This window comes from Arthrobacter sp. NPDC089319 (assembly GCF_040684925.1).
Taxonomy (GTDB): domain Bacteria; phylum Actinomycetota; class Actinomycetes; order Actinomycetales; family Micrococcaceae; genus Crystallibacter.
Genome location: NZ_JBFBGZ010000018.1, coordinates 21,438 through 41,674, shown reverse-complemented (window position 1 = coordinate 41,674; position 20,237 = coordinate 21,438). Strand labels below are relative to the sequence as shown.

Here is a 20,237-nt window from a genome sequence, read left to right as displayed (position 1 = left end):
GAAGACCTCTTAGATTCAGTTGGCAGTTGTGGTAAACCACCAACCTAAGAGGTCTTCACCCTTTCACCGTGTAACCAACGTCCTGTCGCAGTACACCTAGTCGGCGGGGATCTTTGGGCAAACCCGGCCGCCGTGACCGGGATGAAGGTTCGATTTCTCTCTGTGTCGGCGGACTGCTAGAGTTTTATTCGCTTCATTCCCCCGTAGCTCAATTGGCAGAGCATTCGACTGTTAATCGAAGGGTTACTGGTTCGAGTCCAGTCGGGGGAGCTCGAGAGAAAAAGATCCCGCACCGTTGACCGGTTGCGGGATCTTTTTTATGGGGCGGTGTCTATCTGGTTGCTCGCCGCGACCTGCGCATACCAGCGCCCGCTGTCTTTGACCGTCCGCTCCAAGGTGTTGTACTCCACCCGGGTCAATCCGAAGCGTTTGTGATAGCCCCAGGCCCACTCGAAGTTATCCATCAGGGACCAGCCGAAGTAGCCCCGAAGATCCACACCGGTCTGGATCGCGCGATGGCATTGAACGATGTGGGCGCGCAGGAACTCGAGCCGCTGCGGGTCGTGGACGGCGCCGTCGCCGGCGACCTCGTCATCGAAGGCCGCGCCGTTCTCGGTGATGTAGAGCGCCGTCCCGGCCGGTCCACTGTATTCGTCCTGCAGCCGCAAGAGCAGCCGGTACAGCCCCTCGGGTTGGACTTCCCAGCCCATGGCCGTCGTCGGCAGGCCGCGGGAGACCGAACTGACATGGTCGGCTGCCGGATAGGCCGGCGCCACAGGGCGGTCCACCGGGGCGGCATGGGCGTTTGCGGCATCCTCACGCGGATGCCCGGTCACCGCTTCACCGTGGTAGTAATTGACCCCCAGCGTGTGGATCCGGGTCCGGATCAGGTCAAGGTCTCCGCCCCTGATCCTGGCCTCCAGTCCGTACTGCTCCACGTCCGCCAGAAAATCGGGCGGATACGCCCCGTGGAAGATCGGGTCGAGGAAGGAGCGGTTGAACTGGCCGTCGATCCGCCGGGCGGCATCGACGTCGACCTCGTCGTCCGGGTCCAAAGGATCCGCCACGGTGAAGTTCAGGGTCAGGCCGAGCTTGGCGCCCGGATCACGGCGGCGCAGTTCGTCGACAACCAGACCGTGGCCGAGGAGCAGGTGGTGCATGGCGGCCAGAGCCTGGGGCCGTGACTGTATGCCAGGCGCATGGACCCCTGAACCGTAGCCCAGGAAGGCCGAGCACCACGGCTCATTGAGGGTGGTCCAAACCCGCACCCGGTCCCCGAGCGCCTCGTGGACGTTGAGCGCATACTCGGCGAAGCGGTAGGCCGTGTCCCTGTTGGCCCACCCGCCCTGTTCCTGCAGAGCTTGGGGCAGGTCCCAGTGGTAGAGCGTGAGCCAGGGCTTGATGCCCGCTGCGCAGAGCTCATCCACGAGCCTCGAATAGAAATCCAGGCCGGCCGGATTCACCGCGGCGTCGTTCGGCTTGATCCGCGGCCATGCGGTGGAAAACCGATAGGCGCCCAGATTCAGCGAGGACATCAGGGCCACATCCTCGCGGTACCGGTGATAGTGGTCGCACGCCGTCGCGCCGGTGTGGCCGCCGACCACGGCTCCGGGCATCCTGCAGAAGGCATCCCAGATTGAGTCGGTGCGGCCGTCCTGATCCGACGCACCTTCAATCTGGTACGCGGCCGTTGCCGCACCCCAAAGGAATCTCTTCGGAAACTGCAGGACCTTGCGCATCGGTTTGTCTCCTGGCGGGTGCGGACACGGACTGCCTGCCAGCCTAGATGGCGCGCCAGACGAACGTAAGCGTTTACTCATATTTTTTGTCCCACGGCACTTCTGTGAATGTCCTCCCTACGACTGAGGGGCCGAGCTGGGGCAGAATGATAATTTGATGGTGTGGACACTCGCGCACTACCGACAATGATGGAGGCAGAGCCCATGACCGCTCCGGAAGGCCCCAGGAGCACCGCAACCGGTGCGAAGATGTCGACGGTGGAACTGGCACAGCTCGCAGGCCAACTGACACCGCGCCAGCTCCAAGACGAATTCTCGCTGGCCCTGCTCGAGCTCAAAGGCAAGGGCGTCAAAGTCGGCGTTGCCGCCGGGATCCTGCTGGTGGCCGTGGTGTTCTTGGTCTCCATGGCCATTTCCATCTTGGTGGCGGCGATCATGGGCCTGGCGCTGGTCATGCCTGCGTGGCTGGCGGCGCTGATCGTGGCGGCGGTCTTCCTGGTCGTGGGAAGCATCCTGGCACTGATCGGATACTTGGCGATGAAGAGGACCGTGCCCCTCCTGCCGGCAGAAGCCATCCGGGGCGTCAGATACGACGTCGGTGTGCTGCGTGAGGGCAGCAGCTTCGATCCGGCGACGCTGGAGGAGAAGCCGGTGAAGGAGGCCAAGCCGGAGAAGGCGGAGCGGGAGGAACCCAAGCCGCCGGCTCCGACGCTGGAGGAACTGCGTGCCCGCACATCCGAACGCCGCGATCATCTGGCCACACTCAGGGACGATCTTGGCCGCCGGGTCGACCTCCGTCCCCGGGCGGAGCAGGCCAAGGCCCGCGCGAAGCATGCAGCGGATGCCGCCACCGAGCGGCTGGTAGCCGGTGCGGACTCGTTCGGCGAGGCCGCCCCGGAGTTGAAGGAGCGCTGGAAGCCGCTGGCGACGCTGGCAGTCTCGCTGACGGCGCTTGGCGTCATGCTCCGGCGCCTGCTGCACAAATAACCAATGCAGTGGTGCCGCACAGCGGCATGGCAGCCGGCTGCAGCGCAGCCGGCTGCCGAGCGTGGAACGACGGCTGAGGGGAGGGACAGCGTGAGGATTATCGGTGCCGGGACGCGGCGCGACTTCGAGTACCGTGAACTGCACACGTTCTGGACCATCCCGAACCTCGTCACCGTGCTGCGCTTTCTGGCGGTGCCGCTGTTCGTCTGGTTCATCGCCCGCGGAGCGTACGGCGCTGCGACCATCACACTGGTCGTGCTGGGGTCCACTGACTGGGTCGACGGTTATATCGCGCGGCGCTTCAACCAGATGTCTTCCGTTGGAAGGTGGCTGGACCCCGTCGCAGACCGGCTGGCGCTCATCATTGTGGCCATCACCTTCGTTGCCGCAGGCATTGCACCCTGGTGGCTGCTGCTGTCCATCATCATCCCGGACGCCATCCTGCTGGTGTTTTCGCTGATCCTTTTCCACGGCAGCCCGGATCTTCCCGTCACAAACATCGGCAAGATCCGCACCGCGTTGCTGCTGGTGGGGACTCCGTTGCTGCTGCTCCACAGGGTGGAAGGCTTCGGCCACGACTGGCTTCTGGCAGTTTCCTACATCATCCTGGCTGCGGGGTGCATCGGCCACGTGCTCGCCTGGCTGGGGTATATGCGGGCTGCATGGCGGAAATACAAGGCCCTGCCCGCCGCAGCCGGGGACGGGCCCAGCCGTGGTTGAGCCGCGATCGGTGCAGCACCGGGCCTCTGCTGACGGGGCCTCATGGTCTGGTTAGCGATCCTCTGCGCCCTGCTCGGCGCCTTCTTCCTCGCGCTCGGAACGCAGCGCCAAGCCAGTGCTGTGCAGGCCAACACCGGCGGCCTGGCCATGAGCGTGTCAGGCTTGCTGCGGATGCTCCGCAACCCCCGCTGGGTTCTGGGCCTGTTGATGTTGGCCGTCGGCATGGGCCTGAACGTCTTCGCCTTAGTCAGCGCACCGCTGACCGTGGTGCAGCCGATCGGCGCCATTGCTTTGGTGATCACCACCATCATCAATTCCAAGGACCAGGGGATCCGGCTCAACCGGATCACCGTCGTGGCGATCTCCGCCTGCGTGGCAGGCAGCGCCGTCTTCGTCCTGCTGGCCGTCAATGTCACCGGCGAAAGCCATCAGGTGCGGCCGGATGAGGAACTCTCGGCAGTCTTGCTGCTGGCTGTTGTTATTGCCGTCTTCCTCTCGCTGGAACTGATGTTCCGGCACCGGCTAAACGCCTTCGCCTACATCCTGGGCGCCGGCATGCTGTTCGGTTTCGTCGCCGTTCTGGTGCGGATCATCGGATTGCGGTTGCTCGAACCCGGCGGCGGTTTCATAGCCAACGTGCCCATCTATACCCTGATTGCCGTTGCCGCCGCGGGCGGGTTGGGGTCATGGTTTGTGCAGAGCGCCTACGCCAGCGGACCACCCGATCTGGTGATCGCCGGACTGACCGTCATCGATCCGCTGGTGGGCATCTCGATCGGCATTTTCATCCTCGGGGAACTCCGGCCGGACGTCGAGCCGGTCTTCGCGATCGGCATGGTGGGAGCGGGATTGGTTGCTATTGTTGGGGTCATCGCCCTCTCGAGGCACCATCCCGACGTCCTGCAAAAGCAAGAAGAAGCCCGGCGCCGGGCCCAAGCCTCGGGCAAGAAGCCGTAGGCCAAGTGCCGATGAAGAAAACTGTCACAACCAACCAAGGAGTCCTGCCGCAGGTGAGCGACGACATCGGACCTAAGCCCCTGAAGATCCTGATTGCTGCCGATACCTACCCGCCGGATGTCAACGGAGCGGCGGTTTTCGGATTCCGGTTGGCCACAGCGATGACCAAACGCGGTCACAGCGTGGACATCATCGCCGGCAGAAGCGACAAGGGCCCGACCTTTGTGGAACAGCGTCCGGAGGCGCAGGTGCACCGGCTGCGCTCGCACTCGGTGCCGACGCACGAGACGTGGCGCATCTGCCTGCCCTGGGAAATCAAGCGCGACATCAAGCGGATCTTCGATGAGGTGCAGCCGGATGTGGTGCACATCCAGTGCCATTACATGATTGGCCAGGCGACCATCGCCGAAGCGGTGCGCCGCGGCATCCGCACCATTGCCACCAACCACTTCATGCCGGAGAACCTGGAGCCGTTCCTGCCATTCCCGCAGTGGTTCCTCAACATCGTCGCCAAGAATTCGTGGCGCGACATGGGCAAGATCATGGGCAAGGCAGCCGTCGTCACGACGCCGACTCCGCTGGCTGCCAAGGCCATGCGGGACCATGCCTTCCTGCACAAGGTGCTGCCCCTGTCCAACGGTATCGACGCCGCCGCCTATGAATTGGCGACGGGGGAGACGATCAACAAGCCGGAGCACCCGACGGTGTTGTTTGCCGGTCGGCTCGCCGTGGAGAAGAACGTGGATACGTTGATCGAGGCGCTGGCCATGACGGACCCCGCCCTGAATGTCCATCTCGAAATAGTCGGCGACGGCGACGAGCGGAAAAACCTCGAAGGCCGGGTCGCCGCCATGGGGCTGGGCCGACGGGTTTCCTTCCTGGGCCATGTCGACGACGACGAGCTGCGCCGGGCGTACCTGCGCGCTACTGTTTTTTGTCAACCGGGAACCGCGGAACTGCAGTCTCTGGTGTCGCTGGAGGCCATGTCCGCCAGCAAACCGGTGGTGCTGGCCAATGCGATGGCCTTGCCGCATCTGGTTGAGGACGGAGTCAACGGGTACTTGTTTGCTCCCCGCGACCCTGCCGACCTGGCGGCCAAGCTCAACGCGGTCCTCGGGCAGAGCCCGGATCGGATCGAGGCGATGGGCGAGGCAAGCCATGCGAAGGCGGTACGGCACGGCATCGACGAGACCATGGACACCTTTGAGCAGCTCTACCGCGGCGGTTCTGCGGACGATTACCTCAAGTAGGCCGCCGCGGCCGGCAGCGCCGGTTTCAACATCGCGGCCTGCATTCAGTAACATCGTAGGGCACGGGGCGGTAGCTCAGTCGGTTAGAGCAAACGACTCATAATCGTTCGGTCGTGGGTTCAAGCCCCACCCGCCCTACAGTGTGCAACGCGGACCGGGTCCGGAAGCCAGCGCTCCCGAACCCGGTCCGCTCTTTTGTGCGACGGAACGTGAGTGCAGCGGCCCCCAGTCGACGGTGCCCGCTCACAGAAATGTGCGGAGCAGCGGGTGGATGATCCCGCCGTTCCGCACATCTGGTCCGGAGCCTCACCCCGGGTAACTAGTGCCAGTTTTAGTAACGGTCGTGGTGCCGGTAGTCGCAGTCCCTGTACCAGCCGTAATCCCAGTGATCGTGGTGGCGGTACCAGCCGTAGTTCCACTCGCACCGATCGTGATGCCGACGGTGTCCGCGGTCGTGACGGTCACGGTGGTCCCGATGGTCGCCTCGATGGTCGCGGTCACGGTGGTCGCCCCGATCATGATGGTAATTGGTCGACACGCTTTGAACCGTGCTGGCCGACGCAGGAGCGGCGGTCATTGCCAAGCCAGTGAAGCCGAATGCAGCAACAAGCAGCGAGGACCCGACAATGCGCAGCTTTGTGTTGTACATGGTGTTTCTCTTTTCCAGTTTTACCTCTACAGCGAATGGGATTTTTCGCTGCAGTTCCGGACAAGAAAAACGCTACTCGTCCTGTGATCTACGTCACCCGAAGAAGCATTTGTTACGTGGTGAACCGTCACGACACGCCGGTCATGAGACGCGCGGTTAAACGTGCGAGATCGTCCCCGAGGGGCGCAAATAATGGCATCGACATGGTTGCTGAAACGTACAAACTTCATCTGAATATTAACGTTCTATCAGGCAACCTCCGGCGCTCGTCCCGGGCCGAAACCGCGGCATCGCTGTTGCCTCCCTTCGGCGACCTGGCAGCGGGGCCCGCTGGGGGAACCAGGCGGTGGTGGCCGGCAGTCCGGCGCGCGCTCCGGGTGTTAGTGAATGCCGCTGCTGGACGAGGGGGCCGGCGCCCGGGACGAAGGAGAAGGGCGTATGGCGCCTCAGGGCGGAAAGCAGGGAAACCGTTGCCTGCGGACTCGTTCGTGCGCTATGTTACTGCTCAGTAACTTCGCGGCGTCCGCCCCTACCATCTGCACGGCGCCTGCCTGACTGAAAAGGAAGCCACTATGGGCCAGCGCGTTATCGATCCGAACGATCTTCCCTACGCCGACGGCGACTTCTATGCTTTCGAGTCCCTGCTTTCCGAGACGGAACGTGCACGGCTGCGCGACGTGCGCGACTGGCTGGCCAAGGAAGTCCGTCCGATCGCGGTGGACTATTGGAACCGGGCCGAGTTCCCGATGGACATCATTCCGAAGCTGGCGGATCTGGACATCGTCAGCCCCGTCCGCCGGCAGGGCTACTCGAATCTGTTCGCCGGTCTGATGCACGCTGAATTCACCCGCGCTGACACCTCGATTGCCACTTTCATGGGAGTCCACGACGGGCTGTTCACCGGGTCAATTGAAGCGCTGGCGTCGAAAGAGCAGCGGGACGCCTGGCTGCCGGACATCTACGCCATGAAGAAGATCGGCGCCTTCGGCCTGACGGAACCGCTGGGCGGCTCCGACGTCGCAGGCGGCACCCGCACCACCGCCCAGCGCGACGGAAACAACTGGATCCTCAATGGCGCCAAGCGCTGGATCGGCAACGCGACCTTTTCGGATTGGGTGGTCATCTACGCCCGCGACGTGGCCGACAATCAGGTGAAGGGATTCCTGGTGGACACCTCCACGCCCGGCTACAACGCTACGAAAATTGAGAACAAGATCAGCCTGCGGACGGTGCAGAACGCGGACATCACGCTGGTGAACCTGGTGGTCTCCGATGACTTCCATCTCAAGGGCGCCAACAGTTTCCGGGACACCAACAAGGTCCTGAAAGTAACTCGGCTCGGGGTGGCCTGGCAGGCGGTAGGGCAGCAGTTGGCTGCCTTCGATGTAGCGCGGCGCTATGCAGTGGAGCGGCACCAATTCGGAAAGCCGCTGGCGTCCTTCCAGCTGGTGCAGGATCAGCTGGTCCAGATCCTCGGCAACGCCGTGGCCTCGATGGGCATGATGGTCCGGTTGGCGCAGATGGAGGACGCCGGCCAAGCCAAGGACGAGCACTCGGCGCTGGCCAAGGCGTTCACTACGGCGCGGATGCGCGAAAGCGTCGCCTTGGGCCGCGGCATCCTGGGCGGAAACGGCATCGTTGCCGACTACGAGATGGCCAAGATCTTCGCCGATGCCGAAGCCATCTACTCCTACGAAGGGACCCACGAAATCAATTCCCTGGTCACCGGACGGGCTATCACCGGAGTGGCGGCGTTCGTCTAACCATCGGGCACCGGCAGCAACACCGACGGGCGCAGGTCCATGACGAACTGCAGGGGATTGATATAGGTCTCGCCGCGCCGCACGCCCCAGTGCAAGCAGGCGGACGGGCAGTGTCCGCTGTCGGCGACCTGTCCTACCGGATCGTCGGCGGAGACGGCGTCGCCGGCCTGCAGCTCGGATTCCACCGCCAGCAAGCTGCTGCGCAGCCCGTTGCCATGGTCCACCGTGATCACCTGGCGGTCCACGACCCAGCCGGAGAAGCTGACTCGGCCGTCGGCGGGGGAGCGGACCGTGGTCCCTGCCGGAACGGCCAAGTCGACCCCGCGATGGCCGCTCAACCATGGTTTGGGCGGCGGGTCAAAGCTGCGCAGCACGGCGGGCGCCGGTGACACTGGCCAGCTCCATAGCGGATCGACTGGGTCTGCGGGCGGGGCGGCCGGACCGGCCGCCAGCAGCAGCATGGCCCAGGCCGTGGGGGCTGCGCAGCGAGTGAAGGGGTTCATGCCACCCATCGTCACCGCACGTACAGGCTCGGTGGCGGCCCTCGCCCAAGGTGTGCGCTAATCCGCTCGGATCTGCGGCTGTGGAGGACCAGAACGGGCGGGAACGGCTCCCCTCCTGTAGTACACTGGGCGAAGCAGTTTTCCGTCCATGACGCATGTCCGGACTGAGGCTGACTACGCGTGTCTGAAATCCACCGCCGCAATTTTGCTGCGATGGAATGTGCCCAGGCGGTCCGGAAACCCGGTCCGGGCGCATGCACCGCCGTCCAGGCGGAGCCGACAGATGCCAGGAGCTTCGCCCGCCGGGCGAGAAGCTAATAACCGTCTATGAGGCAGCAGATCAGGCACAGCCGGATGCTGCCGGAAGGAGTGACGACATGCCAGTCGTTACCATGCGCCAGCTGCTCGACAGCGGCGTGCACTTCGGTCACCAGACCCGCCGTTGGAACCCGAAGATGAAGCGCTTCATCTTCACCGAGCGCAACGGCATCTACATCATCGACCTGCAGCAGTCGCTGTCCTACATCGACCGCGCCTACGAGTTCGTCAAGGCCACTGTTGCCCACGGCGGCACCGTGCTCTTCGTCGGTACCAAGAAGCAGGCTCAGGAAGCCATCGCCGAGCAGGCCACCCGCGTTGGCCAGCCGTACGTCAACCAGCGTTGGCTCGGCGGCATGATGACCAACTTCCAGACCGTCTCCAAGCGCATCTCGCGCCTGAAGGAACTCGAAGAGATCAACTTCGACGACGTTGCTGCCTCCGGCCGCACCAAGAAGGAACTGCTCCTGCTGCAGCGCGAGAAGAACAAGCTCGAAACCACGCTGGGCGGCATCCGCAACCTCACCAAGACCCCCTCGGTCATCTGGATTGTGGACACCAAGAAGGAACACTTGGCCGTCGACGAGGCCCAGAAGCTCGGCATCCCCGTGGTGGCCATCCTGGACACCAACTGCGATCCGGACGAGGTCGACTTCCCGATCCCGGGCAACGACGACGCCATCCGGTCCGTCAACCTGCTGACCCGCGTGGTCGCCGACGCCGTTGCCGAGGGCCTCATCGCCCGTAACAACCGCGCCGCAGGCAACGCCGAAGCTCCGGCCGAGCCGATGGCCGAGTGGGAGCGCGAACTGCTCGAGGGCGCAGCCGAAGCACCGGCCGCCGCCGCCGAAGCACCCGCCGCCGAAGCACCGGCCGCTGACGCTGCCGCCGCCGAAGCACCGGCTGCAGAAAGCCCGGCTGCCGACGCACCCGCCGCGGACACCGAGAAGTAAATCCGACTCAACCGGCGGCGCCTTGTGCGCCGACGGACTTCCGCTGGCGGCCGGGCCCATTGGGGCCCGCCGCCAGCGGCACCGCACACTACGTATTACGGGAGGACTGGAGTCCAAATGGCGAACTACACCGCTGCTGATATCAAGGCCCTGCGCGAGCGCACTGGCGCCGGCATGATGGATGTCAAGAAGGCCCTGGACGAGGCCAATGGAGATGCCGAGAAGGCCATTGAGCTAATCCGCATCAAGGGCCTGAAGGGCGCCACCAAGCGCGAAGGCCGTTCCACCGCCGAGGGCCTGGTTGCTGCCAAGGTCATCGACGGAACCGTCGGTGTCATGATCGAGGTCAACTGCGAGACCGACTTCGTCGCCAAGTCCGCCAAGTTCATTGAACTCGCTGACAAGGTACTGGCCGTGGCCGTTGAATCGGGTGCCGCCGACCTCGAGGCGCTGCTGGCGGCAAACGCCGACGGCAAGCCGCTGGGCGACGTCGTCGTCGAAGAAGGCGCCGTGCTGGGCGAGAAGGTCGTCGTCCGTCGCGTGGCCCGCGTCGAAGGCAAGACCGTCGATGCTTACCTGCACAAGACGTCCAAGGACCTGCCGGCTCAGGTTGGCGTCCTCTTCGCTGTCGACGGCGAAGGCGACTCGGCCTTCGAGGCCGCCCACGACGTTGCAGTGCACAGCGCTGCCTTCGCGCCGACCTACCTGACCCGCGACGAGGTCCCGGCCGAGACGGTGGAGAACGAACGCCGCATCGCCGACGAGACCGCACGCGCCGAGGGCAAGCCCGAAGCCGCGCTCACCAAGATCGTCGAAGGCCGGCTGAACGGTTTCTTCAAGGAGATCGTGCTGCTGGACCAGCCGTTTGCCAAGGACCCGAAGAAGTCCGTCGGCAAGGTGCTGGAAGAGGCCGGCGTCAACGCAACCGCCGTTGCCCGCTTCCGCGTCGGGGCGTAACCTCGGTCCAACCGCCACGGCGAACTGACTGATTTCAATGACGAGGGGGTGGTCACCAACCGGTGACCGCCCCTTTTTCATGTCCGGATCGGCAGCTGGCCCGCGCCGCGCGGCAGCCGCTAAGCCTTCACGTAATCTTTCCCCCAGAACCACGCACGCCGGGAGGCACCATGGAATCCCAGACCACCCAGACCACCACCGATACCGTCAAGCGCCGCCGTGTGCTGCTGAAGCTGTCCGGCGAAGTATTCGGCGGAGGCAAGCTCGGCGTCGACCCTGACACCGTCCGCGGCATCGCCAAGCAAATTGCCGCCACCGTGGGGCAGGTGGAAGTAGCGATCGTCGTTGGCGGCGGCAACTTCTTCCGCGGCGCCGAGCTCTCGACGTCGGGCATGGACCGCTCCCGGGCCGACTACATGGGCATGCTCGGCACCGTCATGAACTGCCTGGCCCTGCAGGACTTCCTCGAGCAGGCCGGCGTTGACACCCGCGTGCAGAGCGCCATCACCATGGGCCAGGTCGCCGAGGCCTACATTCCGCGCCGCGCCATCCGGCACATGGAAAAGGGCCGCGTGGTCATTTTCGGCGCCGGAGCAGGACTGCCCTATTTCTCCACGGACACCGTGGCCGCCCAACGTGCACTCGAGGTACACGCCGACGTTGTCCTGATGGCCAAGAACGGCGTGGACGGCGTCTACACGGCTGATCCCAAGAAGGATCCGGCTGCCGAAAAGCTGGACACCTTGACCTACGACGAAGCCATGCGCCGGAATATCCGGGTCATGGACCAGACCGCGTTCAGCCTGTGCCGCGACAACAAGCTCTCCATGGTGGTCTTTGGGATGGAGGGCGAGGGCAACGTGACGCGCGCGATTCTGGGCGAGCAGATCGGCACCTACGTCACCGCCTGACGGTCGCCGGCCCAACGGCCGGATAGCCTAGGATGGAAAGCAGAGCCAGGACCGCGGACCCCGCGGAGTGAACGAAGGACGTGAAGGAGAGACCGTGATAGACGAGACGCTGCGCGAAGCTGCCGAAAAGATGGACAAAGCAGTCGAAGTGGCCAAGGAAGATTTCGCCACCATACGCACCGGCCGCGCCAATCCGTCCTTGTTTTCCAAGGTCACGGTGGACTATTACGGTTCGCCGACCCCGCTGCAACAGCTGGCGTCTTTCCAGAACCCTGAGCCCCGCACGCTGCTGATCACCCCGTACGACAAGGCTGCCCTGAACGATATCGAGAAGGCCCTGCGCGAATCCGACGTTGGCGCCAATCCTGCCAACGACGGCGTGGTGATCCGCGTGGTCCTGCCCGAGCTGACCCAGGAACGCCGCAAAGAGTACGTCAAGGTCGTCCGCGGCAAGGCCGAAGACGCCAAGGTCTCCATCCGCAACATCCGCCGCAAGGCCATGGACACCATCGGCAAGATGGTCAAGGACGGCGACGTCGGCGAAGACGAGGGCAACCGGGCCGAGAAGGACCTGGACGCCAAGACCAAGTCGCACACGGACAACGTGGACGAGCTTCTCAAGCGCAAGGAAGCCGAGCTGCTCGAGGTCTGATGAGTACGGACCAGCCTCAACCCATGGCTGGCGGTTCGCCGACTCCGGCGGCTGGTCCGGGATCGCCGTCGGGCGGGTCCGGCCGGCGTGCGCTGCGTGCCGCCGCCAAGCCTTCCCGCGCCGGACGCAACCTGCCGGCAGCCATCGCCGTCGGGCTCGCGCTGATGGCTGTTGTCCTGGTTGGGCTTTTCCTCCTGCCCAGTACGCTCGTTGTGGTGGTGGCGGCATTCTCCGCTGTCGGTGTGTGGGAGGTTTCCCGCGCCCTGACCGTGAAGAACATCAAGGTGCCGCTGCCGCCGCTGTTCGCGGGAGCCCTGGCTATGCCGGTGGCCACCTACTACGGCGGGCCGGAAGGGCTGGCTTTCGCGCTGGTGGTGACATGCGTTGCCCTGATGGTGTGGAAGTGCCTGGACAGTACGGACGGAGCGGTCCGCAGCGTGCTCAGCGGCACCTTCATCCTTTGCTGGGTGCCGTTCTTCATCAGCTTTGCCCTGCTGTTGCTGCTGGAGGAATCGGGGGCGCTAAAGGTTGCCACCATGCTGCTGCTGGTGGTGTCCAACGACACCTTCGGCTACATCGTTGGCGTACTGTTCGGCAAGCATCCGATGGCGCCCAAGATCAGCCCCAAGAAGTCCTGGGAAGGTTTCGCCGGTTCGGTCAGCGGTGCCATTCTGGTCGGCATTCTGTGTTCGGTGCTCCTGCTGGACTTGCAGTGGTGGTTCGGGCTTGTGCTGGCGGTCGCCACGGTGGCCGCTTCCACCGTGGGCGACCTGGCCGAATCCATGGTTAAGCGCGAACTGGGCATCAAGGACATGAGCAACATCCTGCCGGGCCACGGCGGGGTGATGGACCGGCTGGATTCCATCGTGTTTGCCGCTCCGGTCGCCTACCTGCTGGCATCGCTGCTGGCGCCGGGAGCGGTGTAGGCGCGGGGAATGCCCCGGAATCCCCGCCACTCCGGCATAGACTGGGCAGCGTAGACAAGCGGATCGTTTGAAGGAACAGGAACTCACAGGACACCATGGCGCGACGAACCATTGAAGCCGGCAAGGGCACTGCCCCGTTCGACCATGTGGACCGACGGGACTTCGGCTACAACGCCCGCCAGGTGGACGACTTCCTCGGTCGGGCCCGGGAGTACTACAACAACCCCGAGCCCGACGACGTCCCGATCACCAGCCGCGATGTGCGGGCCATGACGTTCGATCCGGCCAAGGGCGGATACGACCCGCGCGCCGTGGATGCCGCGCTCGACCGGCTGGAGGATGTTTTCGCCCAGCGGGAACGCGACGCGCTGATCAGGCGCGAAGGTGAGCAAGCATGGCTGACGCAGATTGGCCGCACGTCCGCGATGCTGCGCGCCAGGCTGCATCGCGCCCCCGGCGAACGCTTCCGCCGCCCGACCAAGCGGAATGCCGTTAGCTATGACATCGAGGATGTCGACGCACTCTGCGTTGAACTGCTGGGCTATTTTGAGCACGACCAGCCGATGAGCGTAGACGTGGTCCGCCGGGCCGTGTTCCGTGAAGCCAAGGGCAAGGACGGCTACGAGGAAAACCAGGTGGACGCCTTCCTGGACGGCGTGGTCGAACTGATGGCTTCCATCGACTAACCAGCCCGGCGGGGCGGGTCAATTCTGCGGCCCGGGTCCATTCGAGCGGTCGGGTCATTCCGCGGGACCAGCGTTCCCGGCCCGGAAGACCGGCTCCCGGACTTCCGTACGTTCGGGGGTGTGCAGACGCGCCATTACGCGGGCAACCGTAGCCGGCCTGCGCGCAGCGGTGGCCCGGGAAACGGCCACGGTGACCAGGAAGGCGGCCGGAACGGTCCACGCCGCCGGCTGTCCCAGCGGCTCGGCCCAGCCGCCAAGGGCCGGCCCGGCCACCGTGGCCGCCAGCAGCGAACCGCCGCAGAGCACGGCTCCGGACACCATGCCTGCGATGGCGCCGACGTCGGTGAGCCCGCGCCACCAGATGCCCAGCAGCAGCAGCGGGCAGATTGTCGACGCTGTGAAGGCAAACACCGCGCCCACGCTGCCGGCCAAGCCCAGCGATTCGGTGCCCATCGCGATGCCCAGCGGGACGATCGCCGACAGCACCGCGGCGAGGCGGAACCCCTTGACGCTGCCGCGGAACAGGTCCTGGCTGACCACGCCGGCCAGCGACACCACCAGCCCGGACGTGGTGGAGAGGAACGCGGCGAAGGCTCCCGCCACCACGCAGGCGCTCAGGAGGTCGCCGGCCAGCCCGTCCACAATCCGGCCCGGCAGCAGCAGCACCGTCGCGTCGGACTGGCCGCCGCCCGCGAGCCGGGGCGTATGCAGGCGGCCGAGCACGCCGTAGATGGTGGGGAACAGGTAGAACAGCGCCAGCAGGCCCAGCACCAGCTGGGTGGTGCGGCGGGCCGCGGCGCCGTCGGGGTTGGTATAGAAGCGGACCAACACATGCGGCAGGCCCAGAGTGCCGAAGAGCAGCGCGACGATCAGCGAGATATTCCGGTACAGCGATGCATCACCGGAGACGTCCAGCGCCGGGTCGAAGGCCGCGCCGCCGCCGGTGGGCGATTGGCCCGAACCGGTGAGGACCAGCAGGATGAAGACCACCGGGACAGCCAGCGCGGTGAGCTTGAGCCAGTACTGGAAGGCCTGCACAAACGTGATGGAGCGCATGCCGCCGGTCACCACCGACAGCACCACCACGACGACGACGACGACGGCACCGGCCCAGCCCGGCAGGCCGGTGGCGATGCGCATGGTCAGTGCAGCGCCGTGCAGCTGCGGCACAATGTAGAGCCAGCCGACCGCCACCACCAAGAGGCTGGTCACACGCCGGGCCGCGGTGGAATCGAGCCGGGCCGCGGCGAAGTCCGGAATGGTGTACGCGCCGGAGCGGCGAAGCGGAGCTGACACAAACAGCAGCAGCATCAGGTAGCCGGCGGTATAACCGACGGGGAACCACAGGGCGTCGATGCCCGAGATCAAGATCAGCCCGGCCACGCCCAAGAAGCTGGCCGCGGAGATGTATTCACCGCCGATGGCCGACGCATTCCACCATGGCTTGACCGTCCGCGAGGCGACGTAAAAGTCACCGGTGGTCCGGGAAATCCGTAGTCCGTAGATGCCAATCAGCACGGTGGCGGCACACACCGCTGCCACGGCTGCCAGACCGACGGCCGTGTTCACTGCTTGGCCCCCGGCTCGGTCCAGTCTGCCGTCAGGTCGCGGAATTTGCGCTCGTTGCGCGCCGCGGCACGGTTGAACAGCGCGGCACAGGCCAGGATGACCGGGTAGATCCCGATGCCCAGCAGCAGCCAGGGGAGCGGGATGGTGGCGATCGTCAGCGTGGCGGTGACGGGCACCAGCGCGATCAGGACGGCGACGCCCAGCAGGATCAGCCCGAAGCCGGCCGCCACGACGACGGCCAGGCGCAGCTGCGAACGGACCAGGGACCGGACGAAGAGCTCGCCGATTTCGGACTGCTCTGCCAGCTCGTGGGAGAAGGTGTAGCCGCCCGGCGACTGGGGTGCGGCCGACCGCGGCGCAACGACCCGGACCCGCTGGCGGAAGCCGCCCGACGCGAGCTCGGCATCGCCGTCGGGCAAGGGGGCGCCGCCGTCGGGCAGCGGGGCCTCTTCGCCGCCGTTCGGGGCACCGCTCATCCTCGGGGCCTGACGCGGGTGGCTTCCAGCTTGTCCCGGACGGCGGGCAGGTGCCGCCGGCTGACCGGCAGTTCGGCTCCACCCACCAGAACGCTGGCCCTGCCGGCGCTCATCCGCATCTGCTGGATCTGGTCCATGGCCACCAGATACGACCGATGGATCCGGATATAGCCGGCGTCGGCCCACTGGCGTTCCAGGTCATTCAACGGCACGCGGATTAGGTAGCTCGCCTCGGCCGTGTGCAGCCGCGCATAGTCGCCCTGGGCCTGCACGTACTTGATCTCGTCGCGCCGGATCATCTTGGTGATGCCGCCCTGGTCCACGGTGATGACTTCCGGCTTGGCCGCCGCACCGTCTTCCATCAGTTCGCAGATCCGGCGCACCGATTCCGCCAGCCGGTCGGCGCGCACCGGCTTGAGCAGGTAGTCAACGGCGGCAAGTTCGAATGCCTGCAGCGCCTTGTCCTCGTCGGCGGTCACGAACACGACGGCGGGCGGCCGGCTGAAGCGTGAAATCACCTTGGCGATGTCCAGCCCGGTCAACGCCGGCATGTGGATGTCCAGGAAGAGCGCATCCACGTCGTGGCGCTCCAGAGCACGGAGCGCTTCGGCCCCGCTGGTGGCTTTGTGGATTTCCCCGATCCGGGAATCCTGTGCCAGCAAATACGCCAGGGCCTCGACGGCGGGGGCTTCGTCATCGGCGACAACCACATTGACCATGGGCCACAGTCTATTCGCCTGAGCGGGGCCCATGCGGCGCCGCCCCGGGTGGCCCTATTCCACCCGGTTGCCGGGCTGGAACTTCGGCACGCGCAGGGTGACCAGCGTGCCGGCGCCGGGGGCCGTGTCGATAACCAGGCCATGTTCTTCGCCGTAGACCTGCCGCAGCCTCACATCCACGTTGCGCAGGCCCACGTGGTCGCCCTCGGCGTGCCCGGCCAGCACAGCGCGCAGCCGCTCCGGATCCATGCCCACGCCGTCGTCTTCGATGGTCACCTCGGCGTAGGCGCCTGCGTCCTGGGCGGTGATGGTGATCCGGCCGGGGCCTTCCTTGGCTTCCAGCCCGTGCCGCACCGCGTTCTCCACCAGCGGCTGCAGGGACAGGAACGGGATCACTGTGCTGAGGACCTCCGGGCCGATCTGCAGGCTGACCTTGAGCCGGTCGCCGAACCTGGCACGTTCCAGCAGCAGGTAGCGGTCGATCGACTTCAACTCCTCGGCCAGCGTGGTGAAGTCGCCGTGCCGGCGGAAGGAGTAACGGGTGAAGTCGGCGAACTCGATCACCAGGTCCCGTGCGCGCGCAGGGTCGGTGAGGATGTAGGACGCGATGGCATTTAGCGCGTTGTAGATGAAGTGCGGGCTGATCTGGGCCCGGAGCGCCCTGACCTCGGCCTCCATCAACAGTGTTCGGGAGGTGTCCAGCTCGGCGAGCTCGATCTGTGTGGCCACCCAGGCCGCGACTTCGGTGGTGGCCCGCACCAACGAAGCCGCCACGTGGCCGGTATAGGCGCCGACGGTACCCACCACGCGGTCCTGGACCCGGATCGGGGCGAAGACCGCCTCTTGCAGTCCGTGCCGGGCGCCGGCATCCGGCGGGACGCGGCCGTCCGGCAGCAGCTGGTTGCCGCGGAAAACCTGGGTGCGGCCGGATTTCATCGTCTTGCCGGCCAGGCGCAGGGCCGATTCCGGCGGCTGTCCGGCCCCGTCCCAGCCCAGCACGTCGTCCGGGCCGGTCAAGACCAGTACATCGGATCCCAGCAACCCGCGCAGATGCTTGCTGGCCTTGGTCGCGCCGGCCGGTGTCAGTCCGGCGCGCAGGTACTGCCCGGCGAGTCCGGCGGTATGCAGCGTGGTGTAGGTTGCGCGATCGGCCTCGGAACCCAGATCCCGGTACGAACGGGTCAGCTTGAAACCCACCAGCGCAATCACCGCCACGGCCACTACGGCGATGGCGGCGATGATCGCGATGTCCACGGCCGGGCTGAGCATGCTGACAAGCCTAGCGGCAGGCCCGTTCTGCGGCGTGCAGCTCGGCGCAGATGAGCGCCATTCACCGCACCTGCCGAACCGTTCAGCGATGCGCCCCGCACGGCTGCTGGCCTGCGGAACCGCGAACTAGCAGAGTGAGCGCAGTCACACCCTGCTGTGCCCGATGAGGAGGAAAAGATGGGTAACGACCCCAACCCGGACGCCGGCACCGCCGCCGCCGTGGACTTCCAGGTGGTCCAGAGCAGTCCGGAGTTCACCGAACTCCGCAAGCGCCACCGTTCGTTTGTGTTTCCCATGGCAGTGGCCTTCCTGCTGTGGTATTTCGCCTATGTGCTGCTGGCCGACTATGCGCACGACTTCATGTCCACCAAGCTCTGGGGCAACATCAACATCGGCTTGGTGCTGGGCCTGCTGCAGTTCGTGAGCACGTTCGCCATCACCACCTGGTACGTCCGCTACGCAAACAAGAAGCTGGACCCGATCGCCACTGACATCCGGCACAGCCTCGAACACGAGGGTGTCGGCCTACCGGAGGACACCAAATGAGCCACGCCGTGAACATTCCGCTGGCCGTCACGGCGGACGACATCAAGGATTCCACCTGGATCAACATTCTGATCTTCGCGCTGTTTGTCGGCGTGACGCTGGTGGTGGTGCTGCGCGCCAGCCGGAACAACAAGACCGCGGCCGACTACTACGCCGCGGGCCGGTCCTTCAGCGGCGGGCAGAACGGTACGGCCATTGCCGGCGACTACCTCTCGGCGGCGTCTTTCCTGGGCATTTGCGGTGCGATCGCCATCAACGGCTACGACGGCTTCCTCTACTCGATCGGTTTCCTGGTGGCCTGGCTGGTGGCCCTGCTGCTGGTGGCCGAGCTGCTGCGCAACACCGGCAAGTTCACCATGGCCGACGTCCTTTCCTTCCGGCTGCGGCAGCGCCCGGTGCGGATCGCCGCCGCCATCACCACGCTGGCCGTGTGCTTCTTCTACCTGCTGGCACAGATGGCCGGAGCGGGGGCGCTGGTATCCCTGCTGATCGGCATTGACTCCAGGCTGGGACAGTCCCTGGTGATCACCGTCGTCGGCGCCCTGATGATCCTCTATGTCCTGGTCGGCGGCATGAAGGGCACCACCTGGGTGCAGATCATCAAGGCCTGCCTGCTGATCGCCGGTGCGTTCATCATGACCGTGTGGGTGCTGGCACTGCACGGCTTCAACCTGTCCGAACTGCTCGGCGCCGCCGTGGACACCGCCGGCAACCCCGAGTTGCTCAACCCGGGTCTGCAGTACGGCGTCTCGGAGGCCTCCAAGCTGGACTTCATCTCGCTGGCGCTGGCCCTGGTGCTGGGCACCGCGGCCCTGCCGCACGTGCTGATGCGCTTTTACACGGTGCCCACCGCTCGGGAAGCCCGCAGGTCCGTGGTCTGGGCCATCTGGCTGATCGGCGCGTTCTACCTGTTCACCCTGGTGCTGGGCTACGGGGCCGCTGCGCTGATCGGTCCGGAGGCCATCAAGAGCGCTCCGGGCGGCGTCAACTCCGCCGCACCGCTGCTGGCCTTCGCGCTGGGCGGCCCGGTGCTGCTGGGTCTGATCTCGGCCGTTGCCTTCGCCACCATCCTGGCGGTGGTCGCCGGCCTGACCATCACCGCGGCTGCCTCCTTCGCGCACGATATCTACGCGAACGTGGTGCGCAAGGGCCAGGTCGACTCGGCCGGCGAGGTCAAGGTGGCCCGCCGCACCGTGGTGGTCATCGGCGTCGTCTCCATCCTCGGCGGTATCGGTGCGCAGGGCCAGAACGTGGCCTTCCTGGTGGCGCTGGCCTTCGCGGTGGCCGCCTCGGCGAACCTGCCCACCATCGTCTACTCGCTGTTCTGGAAGCGCTTCACCACCCAGGGGGCGGTGTGGAGCATGTACGGCGGCCTCGGCGCAGCCATCGTGCTGATCACGTTCTCCCCGGTGGTCTCCGGGCGCGAGACGTCGATGATCCCCAGCGCGGACTTCGCGATCTTCGGCCTGAACAACCCGGGCATCGTCTCCATCCCGCTCGCGTTCTTCCTGGGCTGGCTGGGCACCGTGCTGGACAAGAACCGCGAGAATGCGGCCAAGCAGGCGGAGATGGAGGTCCGTTCGCTCACCGGCGTCGGTGCCGAGAAGGCGGTGGACCACTAAAACAACGACGGCGGCGCGCACCGGAGGCGGTGCCCCGCCACCCCACCACGCGGGCCCGGGAGCTG

20 protein-coding genes and 2 tRNA genes are annotated in these 20,237 nt (G+C 65.7%); 16 read left to right on the top strand and 6 right to left on the bottom strand.

Translation table 11 applies throughout. The annotated features are described in order from the left end of the window. Positions 1–197 precede the first annotated feature (197 nt). Positions 198–270, top strand: a tRNA-Asn gene (locus tag AB0N75_RS18115). A 47-nt stretch (positions 271–317) separates the two neighbouring features. Here AB0N75_RS18115 and AB0N75_RS18110 read toward each other — a convergent pair. Then, positions 318–1,739, bottom strand: a complete 1,422-nt coding sequence (locus AB0N75_RS18110) for a GH1 family beta-glucosidase (protein WP_364652334.1) — start codon at positions 1,737–1,739, stop codon at positions 318–320. 204 nt (positions 1,740–1,943) lie between these two features. Here AB0N75_RS18110 and AB0N75_RS18105 point away from each other — a divergent pair, with 204 nt between their 5' ends. From AB0N75_RS18105 to AB0N75_RS18075, 7 genes are all read left to right on the top strand, one after another. Next, complete coding sequence (locus AB0N75_RS18105; RefSeq protein WP_364652333.1) at positions 1,944–2,726, top strand: phage holin family protein; 783 nt, start codon at positions 1,944–1,946, stop codon at positions 2,724–2,726. A gap of 90 nt (positions 2,727–2,816) precedes the next feature. Beyond that, on the top strand, positions 2,817–3,446 hold the full coding sequence (locus AB0N75_RS18100) for a CDP-alcohol phosphatidyltransferase family protein (protein WP_364652332.1): 630 nt from the start codon (positions 2,817–2,819) through the stop codon (positions 3,444–3,446). A gap of 42 nt (positions 3,447–3,488) precedes the next feature. Then, positions 3,489–4,403 (top strand): DMT family transporter, encoded by a 915-nt coding sequence (locus AB0N75_RS18095; RefSeq protein ID WP_364652331.1) that lies wholly within the window; start codon positions 3,489–3,491, stop codon positions 4,401–4,403. A 53-nt stretch (positions 4,404–4,456) separates the two neighbouring features. Continuing rightward, complete coding sequence (locus AB0N75_RS18090; protein ID WP_364652330.1) at positions 4,457–5,653, top strand: glycosyltransferase; 1,197 nt, start codon at positions 4,457–4,459, stop codon at positions 5,651–5,653. Between the two features lie 64 nt (positions 5,654–5,717). Further along, positions 5,718–5,791, top strand: a tRNA-Ile gene (locus tag AB0N75_RS18085). A gap of 316 nt (positions 5,792–6,107) precedes the next feature. Continuing rightward, entirely contained in the window at positions 6,108–6,389 is a 282-nt protein-coding gene (locus tag AB0N75_RS18080; RefSeq protein ID WP_364652329.1) for a hypothetical protein, read from the top strand. A 485-nt stretch (positions 6,390–6,874) separates the two neighbouring features. Further along, positions 6,875–8,065 (top strand): acyl-CoA dehydrogenase family protein, encoded by a 1,191-nt coding sequence (locus AB0N75_RS18075; protein ID WP_364652328.1) that lies wholly within the window; start codon positions 6,875–6,877, stop codon positions 8,063–8,065. Here the strand turns inward: AB0N75_RS18075 and AB0N75_RS18070 are convergent. After that, complete coding sequence (locus tag AB0N75_RS18070; RefSeq protein WP_364652335.1) at positions 8,062–8,526, bottom strand: M23 family metallopeptidase; 465 nt, start codon at positions 8,524–8,526, stop codon at positions 8,062–8,064. The two genes, AB0N75_RS18075 and AB0N75_RS18070, sit on opposite strands and share 4 nt — an antisense overlap. Positions 8,527–8,945: 419 nt before the next feature. Between AB0N75_RS18070 and rpsB the strand changes: the two genes are divergently transcribed. The 6 genes from rpsB to AB0N75_RS18040 all read left to right on the top strand — a co-directional run bounded on the left by rpsB (position 8,946) and on the right by AB0N75_RS18040 (position 13,971). Beyond that, positions 8,946–9,839, top strand: coding sequence for a 30S ribosomal protein S2 (rpsB, locus tag AB0N75_RS18065; RefSeq protein WP_364652327.1), 894 nt, complete (start codon positions 8,946–8,948; stop codon positions 9,837–9,839). 117 nt (positions 9,840–9,956) lie between these two features. Next, complete coding sequence (tsf, locus tag AB0N75_RS18060; protein ID WP_364652326.1) at positions 9,957–10,796, top strand: translation elongation factor Ts; 840 nt, start codon at positions 9,957–9,959, stop codon at positions 10,794–10,796. Between the two features lie 170 nt (positions 10,797–10,966). Further along, on the top strand, positions 10,967–11,707 hold the full coding sequence (gene pyrH / locus AB0N75_RS18055) for a UMP kinase (protein WP_364652325.1): 741 nt from the start codon (positions 10,967–10,969) through the stop codon (positions 11,705–11,707). 94 nt (positions 11,708–11,801) lie between these two features. Further along, entirely contained in the window at positions 11,802–12,359 is a 558-nt protein-coding gene (frr, locus tag AB0N75_RS18050; RefSeq protein ID WP_127511775.1) for a ribosome recycling factor, read from the top strand. A gap of 23 nt (positions 12,360–12,382) precedes the next feature. Beyond that, complete coding sequence (locus AB0N75_RS18045) at positions 12,383–13,285, top strand: phosphatidate cytidylyltransferase (RefSeq protein WP_364652324.1); 903 nt, start codon at positions 12,383–12,385, stop codon at positions 13,283–13,285. 95 nt (positions 13,286–13,380) lie between these two features. Then, on the top strand, positions 13,381–13,971 hold the full coding sequence (locus AB0N75_RS18040) for a DivIVA domain-containing protein (protein WP_364652323.1): 591 nt from the start codon (positions 13,381–13,383) through the stop codon (positions 13,969–13,971). A 54-nt stretch (positions 13,972–14,025) separates the two neighbouring features. On the opposite strand, the gene AB0N75_RS18035 is transcribed toward AB0N75_RS18040, so the two are convergent. Genes AB0N75_RS18035 through AB0N75_RS18020 form a run of 4 tightly spaced genes read right to left on the bottom strand, consistent with a single transcriptional unit; the run spans position 14,026 to position 18,004 of the window. Then, entirely contained in the window at positions 14,026–15,540 is a 1,515-nt protein-coding gene (locus tag AB0N75_RS18035; RefSeq protein ID WP_364652322.1) for a cation acetate symporter, read from the bottom strand. Continuing rightward, complete coding sequence (locus AB0N75_RS18030) at positions 15,537–16,016, bottom strand: hypothetical protein (RefSeq protein WP_364652321.1); 480 nt, start codon at positions 16,014–16,016, stop codon at positions 15,537–15,539. Before AB0N75_RS18030 ends, AB0N75_RS18035 begins: the two co-directional genes overlap by 4 nt. Further along, entirely contained in the window at positions 16,013–16,735 is a 723-nt protein-coding gene (locus AB0N75_RS18025) for a LytTR family DNA-binding domain-containing protein (RefSeq protein ID WP_127511771.1), read from the bottom strand. The genes AB0N75_RS18030 and AB0N75_RS18025 overlap by 4 nt, the downstream gene beginning before the upstream one ends. 54 nt (positions 16,736–16,789) lie before the next feature. Beyond that, positions 16,790–18,004: a histidine kinase gene (locus tag AB0N75_RS18020; RefSeq protein ID WP_364652320.1), complete on the bottom strand. Its 1,215-nt coding sequence runs from the start codon at positions 18,002–18,004 to the stop codon at positions 16,790–16,792. 177 nt (positions 18,005–18,181) lie between these two features. Here AB0N75_RS18020 and AB0N75_RS18015 point away from each other — a divergent pair, with 177 nt between their 5' ends. Further along, entirely contained in the window at positions 18,182–18,550 is a 369-nt protein-coding gene (locus tag AB0N75_RS18015) for a DUF485 domain-containing protein (protein WP_364652319.1), read from the top strand. Then, the gene (locus AB0N75_RS18010) at positions 18,547–20,172 is read left to right on the top strand and encodes a cation acetate symporter (RefSeq protein ID WP_364652318.1); all 1,626 of its coding nucleotides are present in this window, start codon (positions 18,547–18,549) and stop codon (positions 20,170–20,172) included. The genes AB0N75_RS18015 and AB0N75_RS18010 overlap by 4 nt, the downstream gene beginning before the upstream one ends. The last annotated feature ends 65 nt before the right edge of the window (positions 20,173–20,237 follow it).

Coding starts and splice junctions, on each gene's coding strand:
- AB0N75_RS18110 (WP_364652334.1), bottom strand. CDS start 1,739: ATGCGCAAGGTCCTGCAGTTTCCGAAGAGATTCCTTTGGGGTGCGGCA.
- AB0N75_RS18105 (WP_364652333.1), top strand. CDS start 1,944: ATGACCGCTCCGGAAGGCCCCAGGAGCACCGCAACCGGTGCGAAGATG.
- AB0N75_RS18095 (WP_364652331.1), top strand. CDS start 3,489: ATGGTCTGGTTAGCGATCCTCTGCGCCCTGCTCGGCGCCTTCTTCCTC.
- AB0N75_RS18075 (WP_364652328.1), top strand. CDS start 6,875: ATGGGCCAGCGCGTTATCGATCCGAACGATCTTCCCTACGCCGACGGC.
- AB0N75_RS18070 (WP_364652335.1), bottom strand. CDS start 8,526: ATGCTGCTGCTGGCGGCCGGTCCGGCCGCCCCGCCCGCAGACCCAGTC.
- rpsB (WP_364652327.1), top strand. CDS start 8,946: ATGCCAGTCGTTACCATGCGCCAGCTGCTCGACAGCGGCGTGCACTTC.
- tsf (WP_364652326.1), top strand. CDS start 9,957: ATGGCGAACTACACCGCTGCTGATATCAAGGCCCTGCGCGAGCGCACT.
- pyrH (WP_364652325.1), top strand. CDS start 10,967: ATGGAATCCCAGACCACCCAGACCACCACCGATACCGTCAAGCGCCGC.
- AB0N75_RS18045 (WP_364652324.1), top strand. CDS start 12,383: ATGGCTGGCGGTTCGCCGACTCCGGCGGCTGGTCCGGGATCGCCGTCG.
- AB0N75_RS18040 (WP_364652323.1), top strand. CDS start 13,381: ATGGCGCGACGAACCATTGAAGCCGGCAAGGGCACTGCCCCGTTCGAC.
- AB0N75_RS18030 (WP_364652321.1), bottom strand. CDS start 16,016: ATGAGCGGTGCCCCGAACGGCGGCGAAGAGGCCCCGCTGCCCGACGGC.
- AB0N75_RS18025 (WP_127511771.1), bottom strand. CDS start 16,735: ATGGTCAATGTGGTTGTCGCCGATGACGAAGCCCCCGCCGTCGAGGCC.
- AB0N75_RS18020 (WP_364652320.1), bottom strand. CDS start 18,004: ATGCTCAGCCCGGCCGTGGACATCGCGATCATCGCCGCCATCGCCGTA.
- AB0N75_RS18015 (WP_364652319.1), top strand. CDS start 18,182: ATGGGTAACGACCCCAACCCGGACGCCGGCACCGCCGCCGCCGTGGAC.
- AB0N75_RS18010 (WP_364652318.1), top strand. CDS start 18,547: ATGAGCCACGCCGTGAACATTCCGCTGGCCGTCACGGCGGACGACATC.